The following is a 24,298-nucleotide window of genomic DNA, read 5'->3' on the forward strand; positions in this document are numbered from 1 at the left end:
GTGGTGGAGACAACCGCTTTATAGCTGTTGAGTAATCGCTCCGCCTTTGCCATTAAAAGAAACGCTCGCCAATGCCCCGTTGACCAATGAAAGCTGTGGCGGGATGTGGCCGATATCGACGTCATAAAGTATGGGTATCGTCAGGTAACTCAATGCGGAAATAAGGGCGTCAAGGTAGTTTTGCCGTTCTGGTTCGGCTACTTCCGGCGCTGCGCTTCTGCCTATCAGAATACCGGTGAGGCCGTCGAACCAACCGTGCATACGCATGCTCAACAACGCCCGCGTCAGTTCACACGGCCGCATTTCCACATTTTCAAAATACAAAATGACCCCGTCACCCTTATTCTGTTCGCAGAATTGGGGAAGGTTACCAAACCGAGTGCCCGCCAACCTTGAAATAGTATCTAAACATCCACCAATCAGGCGGCCTTTAAAACCTGCCGCGGCCGTCTTTCCGTCAAGGCGTTTCCACTCGGTTTGCTGTGTGAGGTTGAATCCTGCATCCGTATCTGTGCCCCAGTTATTCTCTTCTTTCTGATAGGCTGACGACGACAGCTGTTTATTCAGCGTACCCCGTTCACTTTCTAAAACAGACCATATGCCTTGTGTCGTCGGATCCAATACTCTGGCGCCGAGATCCATCAGATTAGGGCCATGCACGGTTGCCCAACCTGAAAGCGTGGTCAACGGGAAATGTAATGTACTGAGATCGGAAAACCCCACAAACCATTTTGGCGCGGTTTGCGCTAATCGATCAAAATCGATTAATTCAAGCAATTCCATCGCCAACTCGCCCCCCAGGGGGCATAACGGCTTTTATCTCAGGGTTGCTAAGAAAATCTGTCAGTTCTTTCGCTCGTGAAACGCTATGCGAACTTTTATTTTTATATTCGGAACGCAGACAACGCCCTTCTATTACGCTAAATCCTCTTTTTTTAAGGGTGTCTATGGCGAATTCGAGCCGAGGATGTAATGCAGGAGGAACCCCGGATGACGGCGCGGTAATAGCGATTAAATCGCCTGGGACCAGCCTGGCGGGAAAACGAATATTCATACAACGAAGTCCTATCAAGGAAACACCTCATTGCAATGTATAACATTTATTATTCTTTCGGAATAACCCTATGTTTCTGATGATGTTTTAATTCATGGCAAACCGTTACGTTAGAGTAATCCGTTACCGGCGTGTTGGCGCTACCGATCCGCCTTTAAGTCTCTCAGCGCAAGATCTCCGCCAGCCATTGGCGTTGATACTGCTGGCGGCGCTTCTCTTGCCACTGCTGGCGGATTTGCGCCAGCGCTTGCGCTTTCGGCAGTTCGCCGGCCGGGCGGATCGACTCGCACCATAAAACATGCAGGCCCATCGGGCTTTCCACTATCGGGCTGATGTCGTTCGCATCAAGGGAAAACAGCAGCGAGTCTAACGCGGGATAGAGCACGCCCCGGCTAACCCAGCCGATTTTTCCCCCATCCATCGCCGTCGGACATTCAGAAAAACGGCTGGCCAGGCGGTGAAAACGGCGCGGATCGATCTGCAAACGGCGTTGCAGCGCGGTGATGCGCCTGGTGACGGTTACCCTGTCACAATCTATCTGCGCATCGTCAATCACCAATAGCAGGTGATGCGCCAAGCGCTGTTCCGGCTGCTGAAAACGGTGCGTATTATGCTGATACCACTCATCAATTTCCCTTTCACTGACTTGGGGTACTTGATTAGCCACATTTTCCAACGTGGCGGCGAGGATCGCTTCATGCGTTAACGCCTGCAACCGCCCGGCCTCATCAATGCCGGCGCGCGCTAATGCCTCATTCCAGGCGTGTTCGTCATCGAAAAAGGCGCGCAGCACATACTGCGCCGTCATAATGCTTTTCTCATCCGCGCGGATCCCCTGCTGTTCCGCCTGTTCGCGGATAGCCGCTTCCAGCCGCCACTGCCGCTCCAGTTGCTCGGCAAATGCCATCTGCTGCTCGGTTCCCAACTGCCAGGGCAGACAATGGTATAGCGACAGCGAGAGTTTCAGCCGGCAATAGCGTTGCCACGTCGAGAGAACATCCTGGTTACAGATTGTTGTCATGGTCGACCGCCTCCAGCGCGTGTTCCGGCACCTGTAATAACGTACTGCCGAACAGCACGATAAACTGCATGGGGTCCATTTCCCGCTCGACGCCCATTACCTGACCGACATCCCCTATCTGAACGCGGATTTGCTGATTGGTCGCCAGCATCATTGAGGCGGAAACCCAATCGCCGTATTGGAATGCGCCATCCACCCACGGCGCCGCGGCGGGGAGCAATTCCTGCTCGCGGCAGCCCACGATGCGATCGTCCTCCAGAAAGTGGACCTGATAGATAATATTGTCCTGTAGAAAGGTTCCCCATTCCCGCACATACCCTATCGCGCCGCACCGCGCCAACAGCTCACCACGCGCCATATGCGGGAAAGTTCCGTCATTGCGCACGGTACGGTTCACCCGCACCGCTTCACCAAATGCAAAGCGCGGTTTCATACGCTTTCTCCTTCATCCAGTAATAACCAGGGGATAAAACAGCGGGCGGTGCGTTGATAGATTTGCAATTCCGAACGTTCCCGCAGGTCGCCGCTGACCACGTACTGATAGCTTTCCATCAGCATCGAGCGCACCTGTTCCAGCCGGAATTGCCGTCGCTGCTGCGGCGTGATATCCGGCTCGTCGTCCGGCTGGTAACGCCGTAAACGGCGGCTGAAGGCATGCAGGATATGCAAATGTTTAACGCGCACGCTCTGTGCATCAAATGGAATGGCAAAGAAACGCAGGAAGTCTTCAGCGCTCTCCAACTGACTTATTCCGGGCAGTTCATTAAACCAGTCCATATTTTTCCTCCGTCAAACAACGTTAAGCGCCCGCGCCGGTATTTCGCTTATCCCCTGATAAAGACGGCGAAGTTCATCTCCGGTGGGCGTGCGTTTATCCGTTTCGGCAAAGAGACGCAGCGCCTGTTGAAGCTGTGGGATCTGAGCGTTGCTTACCGGCAGGCCAAGTTGAGCGAATACCGCCTCCAGCGCCCGGCGGCCCGAATGTTTCCCCAGCACCAGTTGATGCTCGCGTCCCAGGATGTGAGGAGGAATACTCTGGTAGCTCTCAACCCCTTGCAATAGCCCCGCGACGTGTACGCCCGACTCATGGGTAAATACCCTGTCGCCGACCAGCGGCTGCCGGTAGGGAATGCGCTCGCCGGCGGCCGTGGCGAGCTGCTGGCACAAGGCCGTCAGTTGCGTGGTATCGATATGGGTTTCGCCCAGTTGAGTATGGGACAATCCAAGCACCACCTGTTCCAGCGCGGCGTTGCCCGCCCGCTCGCCCAGCCCCAGAATGGTGGTGCTGACGTGCGTCGCGCCGGCGCGTACCGCCGCCAGCGTATTGGCCGTCGCCATGCCAAAATCGTTGTGGGCATGAATTTCCAATTCACCTGACCAGTGACGACGTAACTTTTGCATCTGCTGCACGGTTGAAAACGGATCGAGCAGCCCCAGCGTATCGGCAAAGCGTATCCGGCCGGCTCCGGCTGCGGCCGCCACCTGGGCAACCGCGGCCAGGTCTTCTTCGCTGGCGCGAGAGGCGTCTTCGCCGCCGACACAGACCTGAAGCCCCTGCGCCAAAGCGAATTGGATCAGATCGCTGAGCCGCTGTAGCATCTCGGACCATAGCAGCCCCATTTTGAACTGCCGTAAACAGGCGGAAACCGGCAGCGAAATGTCCACCCAGTTAACGCCCAGACGCGCGGCCTGCCGAATATCCTTCTCGTTGAGCCGGCACCAGGCCATCAGCGTGATGTCCGGCAATAGCTGCCGGATCTGATAAATCCGCGCGCACTCTTCTTCGCCCATGGCGGGCGTGCCCACTTCCAGCTCCGGCACCCCGGCTTGCGCCAGCGATACGGCGATCGCCAGCTTCTCTTCGGCGCTGAACGCCACGCCGGGACTTTGCTCGCCATCACGTAAAGTGGTGTCATTAACGACGACGGTTCTCATCGGCGTAACCTCCCCGGTTAACCCCAGGCCGGCATGAATTCACCCGGTTTTCCTTGCTGCCAGTATGGCGACAGCGCTCGTAAACGGTCGATCACCGGCGGCACTTGTTCGAGCACGTAGTCGATCTCTTTTTCTCGCGTATAGCGCGACAGTGAAAAACGGATGCTGCCGTGAGCGGCGGTATAAGGGATATTCATGGCGCGCATCACATGGGAGGGCTCCAACGAACCGGAGGTACAGGCGCTGCCGCTCGAAGCCGCAATGCCGACCTGATTCATCATCAGCAAAATGGCTTCTCCTTCAATAAATTCAAAGGCGATGTTGAGGGTATTCGGCGTGCGCGGCTGTCCCGCGCCCATCACCCTGGTGCCGGCGACAGTCCGCAACCCAGCTTCCAGGCGGTCTCTCAGCGGCGCGATGCTGGCCGTCATCATCGGCAAATGGATGGCGGCCAGCTCGCTGGCCATGCCCATGCCGACGATCCCGGCGATATTCTCGGTTCCGGCCCGGCGGCCGCGCTCTTGATGCCCGCCGCGCAACAGCGGACGAAAGCGCGTACCGCGCCGCAGCCACAGGCATCCGGTGCCTTTCGGACCGTGGATTTTATGCGCTGAGCAGGAGAGCATATCAATGGCTGAATCGGCCACCGCCACCGGTACTTTTCCCAATGCCTGCACGGCATCGCAGTGAAACAGAATGCCGTGCTCATGCGCCATCTGCGCCATCTGTTCGATGGGAAACAGCACGCCGGTTTCATTATTCGCCCACATCGCGGTCACCAGCGCGACGCCATCATGCAGCAAACTCCGGTAGAGCGCCAGATCGAGCGCGCCCTGCTCGTTTACCCCCAGGCGGTGGATTTTGTAGCCTTGCCGCTCCAGGTGCTCGCATACCGCCAGCGTCGCCGGATGTTCAACCGCCGTGGTGATGATTTCACGGCGGGAGGGAAAGGCTTCCGCCGCGGAAAGAATGGCGGTGGACGTGGCTTCCGTCGCGCAGGAGGTGAAGATCACTTCGCTGTCGTAACGGGCGCCGAGAAAGCTGGCCACCTGTTCGCGCGCTCTGGCCAGCGCCCGCCGCGAAGGTTCGCCGAAGTCATGAATCGACGACGGGTTGCCGTACTGATCCTGTAAAAACGGCAGCATGGCTTCCAGCACCATCGGATCCAAACGGGTGGTGGCATTATTATCCAGATAGATTGGTTTCATGTGCGCGCTCCTTAAAAATCGGAAGTCTGGAGGATCACGCCGGCGGAGGCCGGCGTATCCACCACAACCACGCGGATAAAGTAACCCAGCCGTTCCAGCAGTTTCTGTTGCAGCCAGCCCAGCGTCATGTCCGTCATCATGCAGCCATTACAGCTGCCGGACAGGCTCACGCGCACTTCGTTATCAGTCGCGCCGATCAGTTTGATATCGCCGCCGTCCATTTGGATATGCGGCCGCAGACTGTTAATCACCTCTTCAATCGTCAACCAGCGTTCGGTCTGTTGTTCTTTTACTGCATTCTGCGCCGCCGGCGCATCCTCAGCCGCCGCGGCCAGAATAGCGCTCAGCGTCTGTTCGATTTTTTCATGGCATGCCGTGCATCCGCCGCCGGCTTTGGTGTAATTGATCACCTCCTCCAGCGTAGTCAGCCCATTGGTCAGCACCGCGCGTTTGATTTGCCCCTCGTCAACGGCAAAGCATTTACATATCAGCGCGCCCTCTTCGTGATCGTCTTCCAGCGTCTCCCCGCGATAGTTGGCGATCGCCGCCCGCAGCGCTTCCTGTCCCATCACCGAACAGTGCATCTTTTCCGGCGGCAGGCCGTCCAGATAATCCGCAATTTCCCGGTTGGTGACGCGCGAGGCTTCGTCCAGCGTTTTGCCGATGATCAACTCGGTCAACGCCGATGAAGAGGCGATCGCGCTGCCGCAACCAAACGTTTGAAATCCTGCTTCCTGAATCACTTCACTGGCGGGATCAACCCGCAACATCAGCCGCAGGGCGTCGCCGCAGCTGAGGGAACCGACATCGCCGACTGCATTTGCCTGTTCCACCACACGGGCGTTGCGCGGATGAAAGAAATGTTCTTTTACCTTCTCAGAATAGTTCCACATGCTCTCTTCTCCCGTTTGTTTACGGCTTATACCCAATGGATTCCAAGATGCAGGGTCTATGCGCACGACCCGCTTTCACACCGACACCCCAACGGCTGAAATTCGACCCAGATACCTCGCGTATCCGAGCTGATGCGAGCCTGCTCCAACTGCCGCCAGTGCAGCTCGGAGGCGAACAGTCGCAATCCTTCGATTTCACGGCATTCGTCGCCGGGTAACGGCCGATCGCGCCACATCATCTGCAGCGACCAGCCCCGGCAGGCATCGCCCCTGACGACCAGCGCCAGACCGGCCGAGGCCTGGCTGCGTTGCGCCTGACGTTGCCTGAGCTGCTTTAAGGTCATTGCATCGATATGAATCATGATTGGCTCCCTTATCCGGCGTTTAATCATTGAGCAAATGTAGTGCCAGTCAGAAAATCAATTATTATCAGCAGGATAGTGCTATTTATTGTTGTTGCGCTGTTGCATAAACAGCGGCAATTGTCGGTTTTGTCGCACAGCCGACAAGCCTTATTCCTCTTCAAACCAGCGGTTTTCCTGCATCATCGCCTGGAAACGGTTGGCGTCTTTTTTGCGCAACGATTTTTTGACCCGCCCGTCGTCGCATAGCGCTTGGGCATCCGCCAGCAGCATGGCTATCGGGGTATTGCGGGCCACGTTGACCGCCCTGACCCCGATCCCCAACAGCTGCCTGAACGCCGTATCGCCGACGGCCGTGCAGTACAGGGTGAAACAGCCCTCAACCGCGCTGATGCGGCTGGTGAGCTTATCTTCGCTATGGCCGTGACAGACCGTAAAATCGGCCACTTCCAGCAGTTGCACTTCATCTCGGCATACGCCGTAAATCGCCAGGCGCGGCGATGAGCCAAAATGCTGATCGACAACGCGTAAATCGACGCTGGCGAACGCAATGCGAATAATCCAGCGGTCATCGGCGGAGGGGATCGCCAACTGACGGGTTAAATGTCTCATGGCTTTGTCTCCATGACGGATCCCTGCGCAACGGCGGACGGGAAAGTCTGCTTCAGGGGCGAGTGATAAACGGGGAGTTCGTGATGCGCCAGGCGCATCGCGTTCGCCAGTTCAAACAGGGTATCGCGCATGCCGGCGTAGCCCTGGCGCAGACGGCGAAACTCGCCGATGCGGTCAAAGATCGGAAAACCGATGCGCACCAGCGTCAGATGGTGCTTCTGCGCCAGCGCCGCCGCGTGAGAGTTGGCGCACAGGATATCTGCCGGGTGACGTTGTAACCTATCATCGACATCCTCCAGATCGCCGATTTGTACTTCAGCCACCGGCAGTGAAGAGAGCCCCGGCTGGTTAGCCGGAGCGACCACGCATTCAGGGCGAATCCCCTGACTGATGGCGAAGTCCAGCCAGGCGGCCAGCAGATCGCCCTCCGCCGCAATCGCCAGGCGCTTATCCTGCAACCAGACGTGGGTATCGATCATCGCATCCTGAAACTGGCCGCGCTGACGCGCGATCCAGGCCGGAACCTCGCGGCCGGACAGCTTGTGCAGATGATGGATAAAGGCGTCGCACTGATCCTGCGTCATCAGGTGCGGCAGCCAAAGCGACGGCGTATGGCTGCGGCTTTCCAGCAGGCGCGCGGCGCGCTGTAGCGATACCCCGATGGCGATGGTAGACGCGCTCTGCCCCATTTGCTCGATCGCGCGTATCGGCGTGCCGCCCTGGGTCAAGGCCGAAAAATCGCCTTCCGCCAGGTGGCCGTCCAGCGATTCCGCGAGATCGGGCAGGATAATCGGCTGCAGGCCGAATGCTTCCACGTAGCTGCGGATCTGTTCGTGATCGCCGGGCGTCAGCATATGCCCCAACAGCAGATTCACCCGCTTTTTGCGTATCAGACTGGCCGGCGGAGAAACCGGCACGCATTGTTCAATCACGCTTTCCAGTACGGCGGCGTAGCCGTTCTCCATCGAACCGTAAAAATCGGGCGAGTTGACCGTTATCACGGTAACGGACTGAAATTTTGGATAGTTCTCTCTGAACTGGCGCAACGCGAACGCCAGATCCGCCCCCTGCGCTTCCGACAGGCCGGTGCTCAGCACCACTATTGTTTTGGGATTATGGCGCTCGCACAGCAATGACAGCGCCGCCAGCACATTATTGTTCGATCCCATGATGGTGGTGACCGGGTCCATGGCGGTGGTTTGCAGCGGGATGGGATCGTGAAAGTGCTGAATAAAAAACACCTTGGCGAAAGCGCTGCACCCCTGCGCCCCATGCACCAGCGGGATGCATCCCTCCAGCCCCATGCCGGCCAGGATCGCCCCCAGCGGCTGTCCGCTTTTGATCGGACTGGTCGCCAGCGGTTTTGCCGATTTCAAAACCTGAGCCATTGCCTCTCTCCTTCTTCAGATATGCCAGGGCGCCCGGCGGTTTACCTGCGGCCAGATCGGGCTTTCCAACGTAGAGCAGAGCTGACGAGCCAGAGCGACGATGCCCTGATAACCCGCGAAGGCGTGTTCCCGCTCCTGATTGATATCCAGAAACGGCAGACGGGCCTTATAAGCGGTATACATATTGCGTCCGCCGGCGATCATGATGTCGGCGTTATAGCGGTAGGCGGTATCCAGCAGCAGGCGGGCGTTGCCGTCCTCAAGCATGATGGCGTTGTCGCCCATCAGTTCGCGGATGCGGGCTTTATCTTCTTCGGTGGATTTTTTGGTTCCGGTCGCCACCACTTCCAGCCCCAGATCCTGCAAGGCCGACACCACCGACCAGGATTTTACGCCGCCGGTATACAGCAAGGCGCGTTTGCCCTTTAGCCGTTGACGATAAGGCGCCAATGCCAGGTTGGCCGCTTGCTCCTGCTGGGCGATCAGCGTTTCGGTCCTTGTCTGTAAATCCTCATCGTTCAGTAGGCCCGCCAGGGTACGCAGCGAGGAGGACATCTCCCGTACGCCGTAAAAGCTGCCTTCGAACCAGGGGGTGCCATAGTGCATTTCAAGATGGCGGGCCACGTTGATCAGCGCGCGCGAACACACCAGCATATTGACTTCGGTGCGGTGCAGGGTTTGCACCTCGGCAAAACGGGCATCGCCCGAAAGACTGCCCAACACGCGGATCCCCAACCGATCCAGCAACGGCAGCACGTGCCAGAATTCGCCGGCGATGTTGTACTCGCCAATCAGGCCGATGCTGTGCCCTTGCGCTTCCGGGATGGCGAAATCTTCCGGCCAGGGGGCGGGTTCGCGCTGACCGATCACCTTTTTCGCCATAATATCGCCCGCAATGCGGTTGCCCAGATTTTTACTGCCGTAGAATCCGGCGGCATCAATAGCAATCACCGGAATATGGTTGACCTGTTCCGCGGCCCGGCATACCGCTTCGATATCATCCCCCTCCATGGCGGGCACGCAGGTGTTGTAAATAAATACCGCCGCCGGATGGTAGCGCTCAACGATATGGCGCACCGCGTGAAACAGACGTCGTTCGCCGTGCCCCATGATGACGTCCTGCTCGCTCATATCGGTGGTAAATCCCAGCCGGTTAATCTGCGGCCCCGAACTGTGGCTGCCGCGATTATCCCAGGAACTGCCTGCGCATCCGATCGGCCCGTGCACCAGATGAGCGACGTCCGTAATCGGCAACAGGGTGATCTGCGCGCCGTCGAACGCGCAGCCGCCCGCCGCCGTACCGGGTTTGGGGGCGCTGCAGCCGGATTTATGACCGCCATTATGATCGCAGGCGGGCTGATCCATTAACGCCGCAATCTCACTACTTCTCATAATTCACCTCGGCACGGTTAATGTGACTCCATGAGGTGCGTTGCAATTGATAAGCCAGATATTAATTAGCTGATTTAAAACGGGTTGCTGTTGTCGGTTGTACGACAAAACCAACAATGATTGTCAGTTGGAGCGCGATGGACGAACGGACGAAGGAACAAGGTCAACGCGCTTCCCCTTTATCGCCATGGAGAAAAACGCGAAATAAAAAAAGGCGGCGGCGCGCCAGAACAAAATACTGCCTGCGAGCGGTAAACGTAATATCTACGAGCAAGATCTAAACTAAATACTATGCTTTTTATCGTATTCATTAGATTAATTAACAGGACAGACTGTCATGCAGGACTATGCAACCCCCGTAAATTCTCCCTCCATTGATTCTCAGACTCTAATCCGCACACTGACCGGTATCGTCGGCAAATCTCATATCCTTACCGACAAAAATAAAACAGAGCGTTATCGCAAAGGTTTCCGTTCGGGTCAGGGCGATGCGTTGGCGGTGGTATTCCCCGCCTCGCTGATTGAGCAGTGGAAAGTCTTCAAGGCCAGCATTGAGGCCGGACGTATCGTGTTGATGCAGGCGGCCAACACCGGTCTGACCGAAGGCTCCACGCCGAGCGGCGATGATTACGACCGTGAAATTGTGATCATCAACACCCTGCGCCTGGATAAGGTTCAACTGCTGGATGAGGGACGACAGGTTGTCGCGCTGCCGGGCAGCACCCTGTGGCATCTGGAACGGGTGCTCAAACCCCTGGGGCGCGAGCCGCATTCGGTGATCGGCTCTTCCTGTATTGGCGCATCGGTGATCGGCGGTATCTGCAACAACTCCGGCGGTTCGCTGGTTCATCGCGGGCCGGCCTATACCGAAATGGCGCTCTATGGCCGGGTTAACGAACAGGGCCAGGTGGAACTGATTAACCATCTGGGGATCAATTTGGGCGAATCGCCGGAAGAGATCCTGACTCGCCTTGAATTGCAGCAGTATGAGGCTAAAGACGTTATTCACGATGAACGTCAAGCATCCGACCATGAATACGCAGAACGTATCCGTGATGTGGATGCAAACACCCCTTCGCGCTTTAATGCCGACGAGCGCCGTTTGTTTGAAGCCGCAGGCTGCGCCGGCAAGCTGGCGGTTTTCGCCGTTCGTCTGGATACGTTCCCGGCGGAAAAATCCCAACAGGTTTTCTATATCGGCACCAATCAGCCGCAGGTGCTGACCGAACTGCGCCGCCATATCCTCGCCGATTTCAAAAATCTGCCGGTGGCGGGAGAATATATACATCGTGATATGTTCGATATCGCCGAAGTTTACGGCAAAGACACCTTTATCATGATCGATAAGCTGGGCACCGACAAAATGCCGATGTTTTTTAACCTGAAAGGACGGATGGACGCCATCTTCGGCAAAGTGCCCTTTCTGCCGTCGCATTTGGTGGATCGCACCATGCAGTTCCTCAGCCGCCTGTTGCCTTCCCATCTGCCGGAACGGATGAAGGCCTACCGCAATCGTTTTGAGCACCATCTGATGCTGAAAATGGCCGGTGACGGCATTGATGAAGCGCGCAACTGGCTGGAACAGTATTTTCGCGAGGCTGACGGCGAATTTTTTGTCTGCACGCCGGAAGAAGGCGCCAAAGCCTTTCTGCACCGTTTTGCCGCGGCGGGCGCGGCGATCCGCTACCACGCGGTACATAGCCACGAAGTGGAGAACATCCTGCCGCTGGATATCGCCCTGCGGCGTAACGACCATGAGTGGTTTGAACACTTACCGGCCGAGTTCGACGACATGCTGGTGCACCGGCTGTATTACGGCCACTTCATGTGCTACGTCTTCCACCAGGATTACATTGTGAAGAAAGGCGTGGATGTGCATAAAGTGAAAGAGAAGATGCTGGCTCTGCTCGACCAGCGCGGCGCGGAGTATCCGGCCGAGCATAACGTCGGCCATTTGTATCAGGCCAAACCCCAGTTGAAGGCGTTTTACCGGCAAAACGATCCCACCAACAGCCTGAACCCCGGCATCGGCAAAACATCCAAACTGAAAAACTGGGGCTGCGGCTGTGGATGCGGCGATGAACATCATTCGGGGGACTGATGGTTCGTCGCTTGGCCGATAACGGCATGAGCGATCGCATTGAAATCTCCCTCCCCTGTGAAGGGGAGGGTTGGGGTGGGGTTAGCCTATCGATCGGCTCATCAAGGATTAAGGATGGTCGCGATCTGTTGGCTGCTGAGCGAGATAGCGAAAAAGTCATGGTAAAAATCATAGGTCTCTTTTGCCATATCGATATCCGCAAAGCGCTGGGGATAGAGCGTCTTTGCCAGCCACAGGATTTGCAGCGCGGCTTCGCTGGTTTCCCGGCACCACCAAAATAGCCCCTGCGGATTAGCGTAAACCCGCTGATGCCGTACCGCCGCGGTGCCCTGCCAGGCGGACGACTGACGAATGTCCTGTGCATCCCGGCTATTCATCGCGATGATGACCTCAGGATCGGCGGCTATCACTTTCTCCAACGGCACCTCGCCGGAACTGTTCTTCTTGGCGGCGAACCATGATTCCGCCACGTTGCGCGCGCCGGCCAGATCCATCCAGTCCTGATTGAGCGAAGGACGCCCGCTGGTCATCAACGGGCTGCCCATGCTGTGATAGACCGTTATCCGTTCCGATTCCGGCAGATCGTTAAGGCGTTGTCGGATCAGCGCGACATTGCGATCAAAATAGCGCTGGTAACGCGTATCCACCTGTTCCGCATCCGGCCCTAACGCCTGGGCCGTCAGGGTGATCCGCTGACGCAGCGCCGCCATCGAATTGGCTTTTAGCTCCAGCGTTTTAACGCCGGCCTTGGCCAACATTTCCGGTTGAGACAATCGCATATTCTGTGGAATAAACAGAAGTTGAACCTTAAGCGCGATGACCTGTTCGGGATTCACTTCATGACTGCTGCTGACGCTGATGGCCGGCACCTGGTCAATACCTGGGTAGATCTGGCGAAACAGCGGAATGCGTTTGGCGATATCCGAGGTGCCGACAATGCTATCGCCGTAACCCAGCATGGCGATAATGGTGTTTTGCGCCGGCCAGGGGGTCGCCACCCGGATGTCGCGATGCCCTTCGCCTGCCGACAGCGCAATGCCGGGAAGCATCAACACCGCGACAATCAAGGCGGCGACATATTGTCGAAAAAGATTATACATGGCGATCCGGTGTTCCCCTGCCGGGAAACACCGCTCCTGTTATCAGAAATCGAAGGTCACGGAGGCGCGAACTTCACGCCCCGCTCCGGGGAAAGCGCTGGCGGAACCGCCGCCGCCGTTGATGTCCGACGGGAAGATCGAGGCCCAGTAGTGCTCATTGGTGACGTTATTGACCGATACCCGGAAGGTCGTGGGCACATTGCTTAGTTTGGTGGTATAGCGGGTTCCCAGATCAAGCGTGGTATAGCTATCCGCCCAACTGCTGTTGGTGTCGTTGGCGGCTCGTTTGCCGGTGTAGTGGATATTGGCGCTGTAGACCAGTTCCGGCATCGACGGCAGGCTGTATTCCATCAGCAGGTTGGCCTGCACTTTGGGCACGCCCACCACGCGCTTGTTGCTGGTGTCGTCAGATACGGTGTTTTTGAGCGTCGGGTCGAGGAAGGTCACGCCGCTGTAGATATTCAGCCCCTGCCACAGGTTACCGCTAGCGGTCAGCTCCAGCCCCTTATTCACCTGATCCCCCTGCTCTTTGTAGACCATATCGGTCGGGTCGGTATAGGCGAACGGACGTTTGAGGCGGAACAGCGCCGCCCCAAGATTCATGCCATTTACATCCGCTTTCAGGCCGATTTCATACTGCTGGCTGCGGTAAGGATCGAGCGTCTGCCCTTCATTTTTGACGCCGCTGCCCGTCGGCGCGGTGTCCCCCTGCTCCAACGAATCCGCATAGCTGATATAGGCCATCACGGACGGAGTGATTTTATACATGACCGCCACGTTCGGACTTAATCCGTCTTGGTTAACCTGGCTGGTTTTACTCTTCTGGCTGTTGAAGTTTTGCGTTTCCAGCCAGCTCTGGCTCAGGTAGAACATGGCCGACCACTGTGGATTAAACGTCACCGTATCGCCAATGGTAATGCTTTGTTGGGTATTATCGCTCCCCTTATAACGGGCGCCGTTGGTACGGATCTTCCCGTCGCCCGGCTCCTGCATGGGGGACGGGTCATAAAAGCTGGACGTTCCCAGGTTATAGCGTTGGCTGGCACCTCTGGCGCTGTAGATCGACCAGACGTAGCCGGTGGTGGAGAACGCCAGATCGTGGCCGATGCTGCCGGTATCCGCATGGCCGTTAAGAGTGACGGTGTTGCTCCACACCCGGAAACGCCCGGCGGCGGGGGAATCATTAATGGCGCGGGTGATGGTTCCCGCATCGTTGGTAATCGTATTTGAGACCGTGCGCATGGCCCGATCCGCTTGCGTCCAGCCGACCCCGGCGGTGAGATACCAGTCGTTGTTGAAATAGTGAATCAGGCGGCTGCTGACCGTATCGGTGGTCAGATCGTTGCCGGTGGTGGGCAGCGTGAAGTTTTTGTTTTTCGCATCGGGGGCATTCGGCAGCTTTACGTTTGCGCCATAGCTGAAACCGCCGACATAGCCTTTTTGCAAAAATTCGTAATGGCTGGCATCAAGCTGGAGCTGCGTACCGGGCTGGATATTCCAGTCCAGCGCGATAGCGGCCAGCTTACGGCGCAGCGTGCTGTCGTCGACATTGCCTTCCCCTTCTTCGTCCAGCAGATTCAGGCGATAGCCAAAGCGATTTTCATCATCAAATTGTCCGCCGAGGTCCACGTGGCCGCTATAGGCATTGCGGCTCTGATAACCGAGTGTAACCTTGCGCAACGGCTGTTCCGTGGGGCGCTTGGCCACAAAGTTAAACTGTCCCGCCGGACTGGCCGGGCCGTACAGCGCGCCGGTCAGGCTGTTGAGGATATCCAGCCGCTCCAGCATTTCAACGGGAAAGGCCGTGGTGGAAACAATATTCAGCCCGTCGAGCCGGCTGTTGGCCACCACGCTTCCCTGCATTCCGCGGCTCTGCGGACGGCCGACATCCATCCCGCCGCGCGCCTGCATCTGCGTACTCGGCGCATATTTCAATAATTCGCTGACGCTTTTCGCCTGCTGATTATCAATCATTTCCCGGCTGACGGTATTGGTGGAATATGGCGTATCGATCCAGGTTTTATTGCCGATGGGGCCAAGATCGATATCCGGGGTGACGAACCCGGCGCCGGCCTTGGTATCCGGCGTGACGCCGGATGGCTCGGTGGCCGTTACCACGATCTGATCCTCTTTTGTTGTGGTGTTTTTGTTTACTGACGAGGTAGTCGCATCAGTTGCCGTTGCCGCAGTCGTCATTCCAGGCAAGGTCGCTAGCATGGCGGCCAGAAAGGTTTTATTCATAGTGCACACTCACGCATCGTTATGTAAAAACTTATATTACGACGGCAAATATTCTTGTTTTCTGATATGCATCAAGAGTTAGTTGTGATGGAAATAATTACTCCATTCATTATTTACTCATTTATCAATTGGTTGAATTCAGCCGGCGTAAAAAAGAAATGGCCGCGGTTAGACGGGGCGTGGCAGAATTTGCCAGCCCCTAGACATGAAAACCTTATGGCGGTTGCGGAGAAACAAACTAGGTCTGATGATCGGGGAACGGCGCTTGTGGCATCCCTTTACTCTTCTCGTTTTTTAAAGTCGGGGATATCGGTAGAGAATCTCGCGCTGATGGCATCGCGTTCATAACCCTGACGTTCACACAAAATGCCGTATAGCTCAGGCCGGCGCCCATGGATCCACCTTCTCCCGGTAGACATGGGAAGCAGACTTAAATCAAGATCGGCACAGACCATGGCGTCTTCGAAAGAGCCGGTTTCTGAGACAACACGGCCATAGGGATCAAGGATCATGGCGCTACCCGTACGAACCTCTCCGTTATCCAGGCCGACGCCATTGCTGAATAGAATAAACATACCGTTATCATGCGCCCGAGCGGGTAGCCAACGCATCAGCCAACCGCGTCCGCTATCACCGCGAAATGCCGTTTCCAGGGCAACGGGATCTTTATCCCTGTTTTCCCAGAGTGCGGCGGGAATGGGCTTCATACCATAGGGACTACGGGAGTTCGTGCCGCCCGTCTGGTGCGGCGCCAGCAGGATATCCGCGCCAAGCAACGCCGTGGCGCGCGCGTTTTCTACCAGATTGTTATCCCAGCAGATAAGAACCCCTATTCGCACGTTCCAAGGGGTGTCAAACACCGTAAAACAATCGCCTCTGGCGATAGCCGAGTGCTCAAAAGCATGCAGTTTACGATGCACATGAATATTGCCGTCCGGCATACATATCGCGTAAGCGTTATAGAGCCGCCCATCGTTTCCCCGTTCAATAAATCCTGCGCCTATTGCCATCTGGTACTTTTTCGCCAACACCGTGATACGGGCTAAAGACGGACTGTCATCAACCCGTTCAGACAGTGCCGTCACCTCCTCAATGCTAAGGTCGGGAACATGCCAGTAGCCGGTAATGCACATTTCAGGAAAGGCGAGAATTTTAATACCCTCGCGCGAGGCTTGGTGAACAAACGATTCAATAAGTGAAAGGTTATATTGCTTATCATTGGCTCGGTGCAAGAATTGGACTGTTGCAACCCGCAGATGCTGTTTCATTAGGTTTCTCTCCGATTGGAAACTGGTACCAATTTCACCATCAAAGAGCGAAACTGAATAATCACAATTTTTCCGGATTTGATAAATGGCAGGAATGGACATAAAACTGTTGCGGGCATTCGTTACGTTGGCTCAGCAGGGGCGTTATCATTCCGCGGCTCAAATGCTGTGTCTGACGCAACCCGCATTAACCAAGCAGATTCAGACCATGGAGCACCTGATCGGCGTGAATCTGTTTGAACGTGGGCGTCATGGCGCGAAATTGACCGTCGCCGGTGTGCAGCTTTACGCCAAAGCTTGCGAATTAGTGGCGCATTACGACGAGTTTCAGGAATACGCGCGCAAGGTACAGAAAGGCGATGTGGGCAAGCTGGCGCTTGGGTTTGGCATCTCGTCATTTCAATTTGCCCCTGCGCAGGTTATCGCTTTTCGTGAACAGTTTCCGGATGTCGAGATATCCCTGAACGACATTCCTTCCGACGTGCAGTGCCGAATGTTACTGGACGGACAACTTCAGGCCGGATTTATACGTCTGCCCGTGCCTGAGCCGCTGAAAGCCAGGGTCGTGATGGAAGAGTGGATGGTACTTGCCGTCCCTTCAAACATCAGTGCGAACCCGGCGAACATCCAGTCTGTACTTGAGGCGTATCAGCTCTTGCAGATCAATCCGCAACGCGGGCGTGGTCTGGTTGAGCAAACCGCCCGTTTTCTCACAGAAAATAATCTCACTGCCAGAACGGTGTCTGATGCCGATGATATTCATACCATACTGTCGTTAGTCGCGGCGGGAAACGGCGTGGCATTGCTCCCCGCGGGCGTCAGCCATTTTCTGCCTGCTGGCGTAACGCTTGTGCGGCCAGAAGGAAAGCACACGGAATGGCGGATTGGGATTGCATGGAATCCGGCAGTGCAGGATTTGCTGCGGGATAAATTTTTACACATGGTGCCTGCCATTACCTGAAACCCATGAGGCGAGATGAAGCAAACGCCCGCTTGCGGCGCCGCTATCCATGTAAGAGTGATAACCGTCCCCTTATCGACGTTCGTCATGATGACGGGCGGGCGACGGAGTTGTCCGCCCGCCATCAGGTTAAAAACCGAATTGCCGCTGTTGCAGCGGATTGTCTTTTCCCAGCCGTTTCGCCAGCCAGGGCGGCATATGCTCGGTAATCATGCCATGCAGCGCCTGGAGTTGTTCGTCGATAGCGGTTGCCGGGGGAACCTTGATTGGGTGGATGTTATGACGGATCACTTTCGCCGCGGCCGGCCCGCCAATCGATTCGCAAAACAGCAGGTGACAGTCGGTCAGCAGGCGCAACCGCCCTTCATTCCCCTCCTCCCCCTCCTGCGGCTGATAGCGCCGTAATCCGCTGAGGAACGGCCCCTGCCGATCCCAGGCGTAAATAAAGAACAGACGGCATTGACCAAAGTGGCCGTTAATCGTCAGACCGTTGCTGGAGGCGAACGCGACCTGTAGCTGTTGCCCCTGTTTGCGCTCGGGCTGTGCGGTTAAATGCGGAGGCAGGTTGCCGTGCAGGCAATCCATGATTTGCTGCCAGCGGGAAACGGTGAGTACGCTATTATCCACGGGCACATGGCGGGATAACTCATCCAGCGACAGTGCGGACAGGCGTTCTAGCGTCAACGCCTCGTCGCAGGCGGTTTCCAGCCAGTTGATCAACGTCGCGGGCGCGATTTCCGGCAGCAACTGCGCCAAAGCGAATAGCCGCCAGAAAAGTAAATCGTCACGGGTCAGGCTCATGAGCATCTCCGGTGTTTATGCGACCATGTCGGCCATGATCGATCGTTAGTTTTCACATTTTTTGGCACGTAAGGTAACGGGCAAGGCCGGTTTTTCGCTCAACGGCGTAATAAACCACTCCTGCCCCCCTTCCAGCTCGATGCGGCCGCCCCAACGGTCGGGCCGATCGAACTCCAGGAACGTGACTTTGGCTTCCAGATCTTTTTTGGCGATGTAACAGTGCATGCCGTCAGCGCGCTGACGAAGAATGATGCTGGCCATACGTCCTCCTGATGAACGAAAAAAACGCGCTGTACTTTAGTCCGGCTAATGCCTTCGGCCCGGTCGCCCCTTGCCGGGGCGGCGCTAACGGAATTAGCGAACCAGGTCATAGCCGTAATCGGTTTTACCCAGCGCCATCGTGTCATCGTCGAGTTTTTCCAGAATGGCGTTCACCAGCGTGGTCAGCATCGTCATTGCCCCCTCATAACCCCAGGTGGTGGCCCGGTGTAAATGGTGGCGATCGAAAATCGGAAAGCCGATGCGAATCAGCGGAACTTCAAACTGCTCGCCTTTAGCTCTGGTGTCGCGCTGAATAAACTTGCCGTATGAGTTGCCGATCATGAAATCTGGCCGGCGGGTGAACATCAGCGAGCGGAAATGCCACAGATCGCAGTTGATAAACACCTCGCTGTCTTTGCCGTACGGCGATGACTCCAGCAGTTTATTCATCGCCTTCTGCCAGCGTTTGGAACCGTTGTGACAGAGGATCACCGCCGGCTCGCAGCCCAACTCCATCAGAAAGCGGGTCAGCCCCAGCAGAAAATCGGGATCGCCATAGATGCCGAAGCGTTTGCCGTGCAGCCAGGTATGCGAGTCGAGCATCATATCGACCAGGCGGCCGCGCTCAAGGGTTAGCGCCTCTGGAATGGGTTTGCCCGTCAGTTGACTGATGGTCATCAAAAACTCATCCGTCCCGGCTAGCCCCATCGGGATGGCGACCTCGGTGCAGGGCTGCTCCCACTCTTCTTTTACCGTCTTTTTGGTTTTGACCAACTGCCAGGGTTGCAATAGCAGCGTATCGATGGCGTTGGGCGCATCGCGCATTTCGGCCTGCGTGGTGCCGCCTGAGTAAAGGCGATAGTGGCCGTCGGCCGGGGTATCAAGCACCTCGGAAGGATCGGACAGCAGCGAACACGGCACATCCATCTGCGCCATCATGCGTTTGAGTACCCGGTAATTGCCGAGATAGGTTTCAAAGCCGGCGACCAGATTGATTTTGCCGTTGCTACCGGCCTGATACCCTTCAACGCCCTGGGTAAAGGTGCGGGCGAACCCTTCGAACATATTGTCCCAGCCGGTCACGTGGCTGCCGATAAAGCTGGGAGTATGCGCATAAGGCACCTCAATGGTTTCTGCCACAAAGCCGTCTTTTTTGGCGTTGCTGATAAAAGCCTGTAAGTCATCGCCGATGACTTCCGCCATGCAGGTGGTTGAAACCGCGATCACTTCCGGTTTATACAGTGCGCTGGCGTTCTGTAGCCCCTGATTCAGGTTGTTATTGCCGCCGAACACGGCGGCGTCTTCCGTCATCGAGTCGGAAACGCAGGCCACCGGTTCTTTAAAGTGGCGGTTGAAATAGGTGCGAAAATAGGCCACGCACCCCTGAGAACCGTGCACGTAAGGCAAGGTTTTTTCAAATCCCAGCGCACAGAGCACGGCGCCCAGCGGCTGGCAGGCCTTCGCCGGATCGACGGTCAGCGCCTCACGCTGAAAATTCAGCGCTTCATATTCCGGGGTGGTCGTCCAGGCAAAAACCTCTTGCACGCGCTCTTTGCTGTGCGCCTCTTCCAGCTCGCTTTTGCTGGCGAATAACGCCTGATATTCCGGCTGTTCAAACAGCGGATAACAGGGTTTTACTTTCTCGGTGTTCTGGCTCATCGTCTTCTCCTCCCGCGCCACAAATCGGTGAACTAACGGGATAAAGGTATCGTCAGGCCTCAGGCGGATTTCAGCCAGGGCGCCGTTAACTGCTGCCAACAAGGGTTGTTCAGCGTCATGTCCATATCGCGGGCGAAAATCGCAAAACCGTCATAGCCGTGATAAGGACCGGAGTAATCCCAGGAGTGCATCTGCCGGAACGGCATCCCCAGCTTCTGAAATACGTATTTTTCTTTGATGCCCGATCCCACCAGATCCGGCTTCAGCCGCTTAACGAATTCTTCCAGTTCATAGGTGCTGAGGTCGTCAAACAGCAGCGTACCGCTCTTCAGGTCGGGCAACGTGCGGTCATAGTCGTCGTTGTGGGCGAACTCATAACCGGCGGCCATAATCTCCATGCCCAAATCTTCATACGCGCCGATCACGTGACGAGGACGCAACCCCCCACATACAGCAGCACTTTTTTCCCTTCCAGCCGCGGACGGTATTTGGCGATCACCGCCTCCGTCTGCGCCTGATAGCGGGCGATTACCGCTTCCGCATTGGCCTGAATGACGCTGTCGAACTGGCTGGCGATTTTGCGCAACGAGGCCGCAATTTGCGTGGGACCAAAAAAGTTGTACTCCATCCAGGGAATACCGTATTTCTCTTCCATATGACGTGAGATGTAGTTCATCGAACGGTAGCAGTGCACCAGATTGAGCTTCACCTTGGGCGTTTTTTCCATTTCCACCAACGTGCCGTCGCCGGACCACTGGGCGACCACGCGCAGCCCCATCTCTTCGAGTAAAATTCGGGAAGACCAGGCATCGCCGCCGATGTTGTAATCGCCGATAATGGCGACGTCATACGGCGTGTCGGCAAAAGGCTGCTCGTCACGGGCGGGCAGAACCCAGTCGCGGATCACGTCATTGGCGATATGGTGCCCCAGCGACTGGGATACCCCGCGAAATCCCTCGCAGCGCACCGGGATCACCGGTTTGCCGATCTCTTCTTTGGCGGCGCGCGCCACCGCTTCGATATCATCGCCGATCAGCCCGACCGGGCATTCCGACTGGATGCTGATGCCTTTGGTCAGCGGAAATAGCAGTTCCAGTTCGTCAATTAGCTTACGCAGCTTTTTATCGCCGCCGAACACGATGTCTTTCTCCTGAAAATCCGAGGTGAAATTCACCGTACCGAAGCTGTCGATGCCGCTCATGCCGGTGTAATAATTACGCCGCCCCGCGCGGGAATATTGACCGCAGCCAATCGGTCCGTGAGAGATGTGCGCCATATCTTTGATTGGCCCGAAAACCACCCCTTTTGAACCGGCATAGGCGCAGCCGCGAACCGTCATCACGCCCGGTTGAGACTTGCGGTTGGAAATAATGCATTTCCCAACGGACTCCATTCCCGGCTCCACGGTCATGATATGTTTGGCGCGCTCTTTCCGCGTTCTGTCGGGAAAGACTTCAAGCACTTCCTGAATCAACGCCTGATTCTTTTGGATAATGGTGTCTGTCATAGGGATGTTCCTCAGGCGGACTGCGCTTCTTCTGCCGCGGTTTTACCGACAATGGATTCGTCTTCTTCATTGAGGATGCCGAATTCCATCAGCAGCGCCTCCAACTCATCCATAGTGACCGGCGTCGGCACGACCATTTTGGTGTTGCTAACGATCTTGCTGGCCAGCGTGCGGTATTCGTCCGCCTGTTTGCAGGTGGGATCGTATTCAATCACCGTCATGCGGCGGATTTCCGCCCGCTGCACAATGTTGTCGCGCGGAACAAAATGGATCATCTGGGTGCCCAATTTTTCGGCTAGTGCGATGATCAGTTCATCTTCGCGGTCAGTCTGCCGGGAGTTGCAAATCAACCCGCCCAGCCGCACCTTCCCTGACTTGGCGTATTTCACAATCCCTTTGGATATGTTGTTGGCGGCGTACATCGCCATCATTTCGCCGGAGCAGACGATGTAAATTTCCTGCGCCTTGTTCTCACGGATCGGCATGGCGAATCCGCCGCAGACTACGTCGCCCAGCACGTCATAGAACACAAAATCCAGATCGTCTTCATAGGCGCCCTCTTCTTCAAGGAAGTTGATGGCGGTGATCACTCCGCGTCCGGCGCAGCCTACCCCCGGTTCCGGACCGCCGGATTCCGCGCAGCGCACGCCGCCGTAGCCGACCTGCAACACATCTTCCAGCTCCAGATCCTCCACGGAGCCCACCTCGGCCGCCATCTCCATGATGGTGTTCTGCGCTTTGGCGTGCAGAATCAAGCGCGTCGAGTCTGCTTTGGGATCGCAGCCGATAATCATCACTTTTTTACCCAGCTCCGCGAGCGCCGCCACCAGGTTCTGCGTGGTGGTGGACTTGCCGATCCCGCCTTTGCCATAAATCGCACACTGACGTATTGCCATGGTGTATTCCTCTTTCACAGTGAATGTCCCTGTTTATACTGCAGGGTACATACCACTATCAGGAAATATGGTAGTAGCTTGATAAATAAGGAGAATTATTAATTTAACCGTAAAGCGCCGCGAGGGATTAGATACAATAACGTGACTAATTGTTGTAAAAGAGACAAAAGTGACAGAAGCGCGTTCCCCGGCTCCCGCAGGGGGATCGCTCTGTTTCTATCGGCTCAGAGGTGAGAGAATTAAAGACAAAAGCGAAACGAAACGGTAGGATTTGCGCTGGTGATTAACATTTACAGCAATTGTGCAACACGTTCTTCCGCGTACCTGTTGCATTCCGGTGCGGAGCGTACTCATGAAAAGAAAACGAATCCTGATCCCTCTGATTACCCTGGCGCTGCTTATCCTCTACCTCAATCGCGATGCGCTTAATCCCTTCGCGCCTGATTGCGACAATATTCCTGCCGGAACGCCCAAACCGGAGGTGTGCAACAAACCGGCAAAAGTGGTGGCGCCGGGATTTGAACTTTAGTGCTGAACGGCGCATTGGCCTGCGATCCCCTATATATAGCGAAGGCGTGTGATATCTTCCGCTAACGCTATACTGGCGCGCGCTTTTCAGCTATGAGGTTTTTTGCCGCGCCGCGTCATGATGGGCCTGGCCTTGTTGCAATTCGCTGATCATAAAATCCAGAAAGGTCTGCAGCGGTTCCGAATGCGGTTTCCCGGCCATGGTCTGTATCTGTAACGACCGCTGGTCGAGCTGTTTAATCGTTAACAACTTAAGACGGATAGGATCCTGTAAATATTTATACATCACTGAGTAGAAGCTACAGGCGGTCACCGCCCGCGGCGTATTCAGCGCATAGTAATAGAGCGTGGCGAAGTTATTGCAGCATAGCGAGGGTTCCAAAAAGATGCCGCTCATGCGGCACGAGAGATCGAACAACTGGCGCAGCGTGGTGGAAGGCTCCGGCAATGCTAGCGGAAATTCATGTAAATCAGAAAGTTGAACCGACTGTTCAGCCAACGGATGCTGATCTGACATCAGCAACATCAGCGGCGCGGGCAGTGATATTTCCACGTTAACGCCCTGCTCCGGCGCCAGCGCGAATTGCAGGGCGATATCCACCTCGCCGTTGCGGATCATCTGGGATACCTGCATTGCCGACCCCACGTTAAGATAAAACGTGGTATCGGCGTTGTGTTGCCGAAAGCGGGAAAATAGCGTCGGCAGCAAATCAAACGCGATGCCTTCGGTGCAGCCAATCCTCAGCAGCGTATGGCGGCTGGCTTTTAGCCCCTGAATTTCCGCCATCGCCAAATCCATATCCATCATGCTTTTACGCACATGATTTTCCAGAATTCGTCCGGCATCATTGAGCACCATACCGCGGGCATGGCGCTCAAACAGCGGCACGCCAACCCGCTCTTCCAATCGCTGAATTTGACGGCTGATGGCCGAAACCGCCACAAAAAGATGCTCGCTGGCGGCGCTGAGAGAACCGGTGGTCGCCACAACCAGAAAATAACGAATCTCGGAACTGTGTAGCATGATGATGGCTCGTCCTACGCAAGGATAAAGTATAAGGTTTATATTAAAAGCAAAGCTCGCTTGCAAATTTCATTATTGTTGTAAAG

At 56.1% G+C, this 24,298-nt stretch carries 21 protein-coding genes and 2 pseudogenes; 3 read left to right on the plus strand and 20 right to left on the minus strand.

All coding sequences use genetic code 11. From position 1 onward, the window contains the following. Nucleotides 1-18: 18 nt before the first annotated feature. The 11 genes and pseudogenes from HC231_RS11285 to nifE form a co-directional block, all read right to left on the minus strand. Nucleotides 19-1,054, minus strand: a pseudogene (locus HC231_RS11285) (S66 family peptidase). Between the two features lie 163 nt (nt 1,055-1,217). Then, nucleotides 1,218-2,075 (minus strand): nitrogen fixation protein NifM, encoded by an 858-nt coding sequence (gene nifM, locus HC231_RS11290; RefSeq protein ID WP_208231057.1) that lies wholly within the window; start codon nt 2,073-2,075, stop codon nt 1,218-1,220. Beyond that, nucleotides 2,059-2,508 carry a nitrogen fixation protein NifZ gene (locus HC231_RS11295; protein WP_208231058.1) on the minus strand — a complete coding sequence of 150 codons (450 nt, stop codon included), beginning with the start codon at nt 2,506-2,508 and terminating at the stop codon, nt 2,059-2,061. The genes nifM and HC231_RS11295 overlap by 17 nt, the downstream gene beginning before the upstream one ends. Then, nucleotides 2,505-2,852: a nitrogenase-stabilizing/protective protein NifW gene (locus HC231_RS11300; protein WP_208231059.1), complete on the minus strand. Its 348-nt coding sequence runs from the start codon at nt 2,850-2,852 to the stop codon at nt 2,505-2,507. Before HC231_RS11300 ends, HC231_RS11295 begins: the two co-directional genes overlap by 4 nt. A gap of 12 nt (nt 2,853-2,864) precedes the next feature. Next, nucleotides 2,865-4,010 (minus strand): homocitrate synthase, encoded by a 1,146-nt coding sequence (gene nifV, locus HC231_RS11305; protein ID WP_208231060.1) that lies wholly within the window; start codon nt 4,008-4,010, stop codon nt 2,865-2,867. Between the two features lie 17 nt (nt 4,011-4,027). After that, on the minus strand, nt 4,028-5,218 hold the full coding sequence (gene nifS, locus HC231_RS11310) for a cysteine desulfurase NifS (protein ID WP_208231061.1): 1,191 nt from the start codon (nt 5,216-5,218) through the stop codon (nt 4,028-4,030). A gap of 11 nt (nt 5,219-5,229) precedes the next feature. Continuing rightward, nucleotides 5,230-6,111, minus strand: a complete 882-nt coding sequence (nifU, locus tag HC231_RS11315; RefSeq protein ID WP_208231062.1) for a Fe-S cluster assembly protein NifU — start codon at nt 6,109-6,111, stop codon at nt 5,230-5,232. A 56-nt stretch (nt 6,112-6,167) separates the two neighbouring features. After that, complete coding sequence (locus tag HC231_RS11320; protein WP_208231063.1) at nt 6,168-6,473, minus strand: hypothetical protein; 306 nt, start codon at nt 6,471-6,473, stop codon at nt 6,168-6,170. Between the two features lie 150 nt (nt 6,474-6,623). Then, nucleotides 6,624-7,085, minus strand: coding sequence for a NifB/NifX family molybdenum-iron cluster-binding protein (locus HC231_RS11325; protein WP_208231064.1), 462 nt, complete (start codon nt 7,083-7,085; stop codon nt 6,624-6,626). Continuing rightward, a complete protein-coding gene (gene nifN, locus HC231_RS11330) occupies nt 7,082-8,473 on the minus strand; it encodes a nitrogenase iron-molybdenum cofactor biosynthesis protein NifN (protein WP_208231065.1) in 1,392 nt (463 codons plus the stop codon). Before nifN ends, HC231_RS11325 begins: the two co-directional genes overlap by 4 nt. A gap of 15 nt (nt 8,474-8,488) precedes the next feature. Continuing rightward, nucleotides 8,489-9,865 carry a nitrogenase iron-molybdenum cofactor biosynthesis protein NifE gene (gene nifE / locus HC231_RS11335; RefSeq protein WP_208231066.1) on the minus strand — a complete coding sequence of 459 codons (1,377 nt, stop codon included), beginning with the start codon at nt 9,863-9,865 and terminating at the stop codon, nt 8,489-8,491. 337 nt (nt 9,866-10,202) lie between these two features. Here nifE and dld point away from each other — a divergent pair, with 337 nt between their 5' ends. Beyond that, on the plus strand, nt 10,203-11,966 hold the full coding sequence (gene dld, locus HC231_RS11340) for a D-lactate dehydrogenase (protein WP_208231067.1): 1,764 nt from the start codon (nt 10,203-10,205) through the stop codon (nt 11,964-11,966). Between the two features lie 101 nt (nt 11,967-12,067). Here the strand turns inward: dld and HC231_RS11345 are convergent, their stop codons facing one another. From HC231_RS11345 to HC231_RS11355, 3 genes are all read right to left on the minus strand, one after another. Beyond that, nucleotides 12,068-13,066, minus strand: a complete 999-nt coding sequence (locus HC231_RS11345) for an ABC transporter substrate-binding protein (protein ID WP_208231068.1) — start codon at nt 13,064-13,066, stop codon at nt 12,068-12,070. 42 nt (nt 13,067-13,108) lie between these two features. Continuing rightward, nucleotides 13,109-15,262, minus strand: a complete 2,154-nt coding sequence (locus HC231_RS11350; RefSeq protein WP_246494829.1) for a TonB-dependent receptor — start codon at nt 15,260-15,262, stop codon at nt 13,109-13,111. A 323-nt stretch (nt 15,263-15,585) separates the two neighbouring features. Then, entirely contained in the window at nt 15,586-16,575 is a 990-nt protein-coding gene (locus HC231_RS11355) for a nitrilase family protein (protein ID WP_208231302.1), read from the minus strand. Between the two features lie 94 nt (nt 16,576-16,669). On the opposite strand from HC231_RS11355, the gene HC231_RS11360 reads away from it, so the two are divergent. Beyond that, a complete protein-coding gene (locus HC231_RS11360) occupies nt 16,670-17,536 on the plus strand; it encodes a LysR family transcriptional regulator (RefSeq protein WP_208231303.1) in 867 nt (288 codons plus the stop codon). A 129-nt stretch (nt 17,537-17,665) separates the two neighbouring features. Here the strand turns inward: HC231_RS11360 and HC231_RS11365 are convergent, their stop codons facing one another. From HC231_RS11365 to nifH, 5 genes and pseudogenes are all read right to left on the minus strand, one after another. Continuing rightward, on the minus strand, nt 17,666-18,331 hold the full coding sequence (locus tag HC231_RS11365; protein ID WP_208231304.1) for a NifB/NifX family molybdenum-iron cluster-binding protein: 666 nt from the start codon (nt 18,329-18,331) through the stop codon (nt 17,666-17,668). 51 nt (nt 18,332-18,382) lie between these two features. After that, nucleotides 18,383-18,598, minus strand: a complete 216-nt coding sequence (nifT, locus tag HC231_RS11370; protein WP_208231070.1) for a putative nitrogen fixation protein NifT — start codon at nt 18,596-18,598, stop codon at nt 18,383-18,385. Nucleotides 18,599-18,691: 93 nt separating this feature from the next. Next, complete coding sequence (nifK, locus tag HC231_RS11375) at nt 18,692-20,257, minus strand: nitrogenase molybdenum-iron protein subunit beta (protein ID WP_208231071.1); 1,566 nt, start codon at nt 20,255-20,257, stop codon at nt 18,692-18,694. 59 nt (nt 20,258-20,316) lie between these two features. After that, nucleotides 20,317-21,764: pseudogene (nifD, locus tag HC231_RS11380) on the minus strand (nitrogenase molybdenum-iron protein alpha chain). Nucleotides 21,765-21,775: 11 nt separating this feature from the next. Next, nucleotides 21,776-22,660 (minus strand): nitrogenase iron protein, encoded by an 885-nt coding sequence (gene nifH, locus HC231_RS11385; protein ID WP_208231072.1) that lies wholly within the window; start codon nt 22,658-22,660, stop codon nt 21,776-21,778. Between the two features lie 352 nt (nt 22,661-23,012). Here nifH and HC231_RS11390 point away from each other — a divergent pair, with 352 nt between their 5' ends. Continuing rightward, nucleotides 23,013-23,189: a hypothetical protein gene (locus tag HC231_RS11390; protein WP_208231073.1), complete on the plus strand. Its 177-nt coding sequence runs from the start codon at nt 23,013-23,015 to the stop codon at nt 23,187-23,189. A gap of 90 nt (nt 23,190-23,279) precedes the next feature. Here the strand turns inward: HC231_RS11390 and HC231_RS11395 are convergent, their stop codons facing one another. Next, nucleotides 23,280-24,212 (minus strand): LysR family transcriptional regulator, encoded by a 933-nt coding sequence (locus HC231_RS11395; RefSeq protein ID WP_208231074.1) that lies wholly within the window; start codon nt 24,210-24,212, stop codon nt 23,280-23,282. Between the last annotated feature and the right edge of the window lie 86 nt (nt 24,213-24,298).

The organism is Brenneria izadpanahii (genome assembly GCF_017569925.1).
GTDB classification, from domain to species: Bacteria; Pseudomonadota; Gammaproteobacteria; order Enterobacterales; family Enterobacteriaceae; genus Brenneria; species Brenneria izadpanahii.

Excerpts from the sequence above, each read along its gene's own strand:
- nifM (WP_208231057.1), bottom strand. The coding sequence starts at position 2,075 with ATGACAACAATCTGTAACCAGGATGTTCTCTCGACGTGGCAACGCTAT.
- HC231_RS11295 (WP_208231058.1), bottom strand. The coding sequence starts at position 2,508 with ATGAAACCGCGCTTTGCATTTGGTGAAGCGGTGCGGGTGAACCGTACC.
- HC231_RS11300 (WP_208231059.1), bottom strand. The coding sequence starts at position 2,852 with ATGGACTGGTTTAATGAACTGCCCGGAATAAGTCAGTTGGAGAGCGCT.
- nifV (WP_208231060.1), bottom strand. The coding sequence starts at position 4,010 with ATGAGAACCGTCGTCGTTAATGACACCACTTTACGTGATGGCGAGCAA.
- nifS (WP_208231061.1), bottom strand. The coding sequence starts at position 5,218 with ATGAAACCAATCTATCTGGATAATAATGCCACCACCCGTTTGGATCCG.
- nifU (WP_208231062.1), bottom strand. The coding sequence starts at position 6,111 with ATGTGGAACTATTCTGAGAAGGTAAAAGAACATTTCTTTCATCCGCGC.
- HC231_RS11320 (WP_208231063.1), bottom strand. The coding sequence starts at position 6,473 with ATGATTCATATCGATGCAATGACCTTAAAGCAGCTCAGGCAACGTCAG.
- HC231_RS11325 (WP_208231064.1), bottom strand. The coding sequence starts at position 7,085 with ATGAGACATTTAACCCGTCAGTTGGCGATCCCCTCCGCCGATGACCGC.
- nifN (WP_208231065.1), bottom strand. The coding sequence starts at position 8,473 with ATGGCTCAGGTTTTGAAATCGGCAAAACCGCTGGCGACCAGTCCGATC.
- nifE (WP_208231066.1), bottom strand. The coding sequence starts at position 9,865 with ATGAGAAGTAGTGAGATTGCGGCGTTAATGGATCAGCCCGCCTGCGAT.
- dld (WP_208231067.1), top strand. The coding sequence starts at position 10,203 with ATGCAGGACTATGCAACCCCCGTAAATTCTCCCTCCATTGATTCTCAG.
- HC231_RS11345 (WP_208231068.1), bottom strand. The coding sequence starts at position 13,066 with ATGTATAATCTTTTTCGACAATATGTCGCCGCCTTGATTGTCGCGGTG.
- HC231_RS11350 (WP_246494829.1), bottom strand. The coding sequence starts at position 15,262 with ATGACGACTGCGGCAACGGCAACTGATGCGACTACCTCGTCAGTAAAC.
- HC231_RS11355 (WP_208231302.1), bottom strand. The coding sequence starts at position 16,575 with ATGAAACAGCATCTGCGGGTTGCAACAGTCCAATTCTTGCACCGAGCC.
- HC231_RS11360 (WP_208231303.1), top strand. The coding sequence starts at position 16,670 with ATGGACATAAAACTGTTGCGGGCATTCGTTACGTTGGCTCAGCAGGGG.
- nifT (WP_208231070.1), bottom strand. The coding sequence starts at position 18,598 with ATGGCCAGCATCATTCTTCGTCAGCGCGCTGACGGCATGCACTGTTAC.
- nifK (WP_208231071.1), bottom strand. The coding sequence starts at position 20,257 with ATGAGCCAGAACACCGAGAAAGTAAAACCCTGTTATCCGCTGTTTGAA.
- nifH (WP_208231072.1), bottom strand. The coding sequence starts at position 22,660 with ATGGCAATACGTCAGTGTGCGATTTATGGCAAAGGCGGGATCGGCAAG.
- HC231_RS11390 (WP_208231073.1), top strand. The coding sequence starts at position 23,013 with ATGAAAAGAAAACGAATCCTGATCCCTCTGATTACCCTGGCGCTGCTT.
- HC231_RS11395 (WP_208231074.1), bottom strand. The coding sequence starts at position 24,212 with ATGCTACACAGTTCCGAGATTCGTTATTTTCTGGTTGTGGCGACCACC.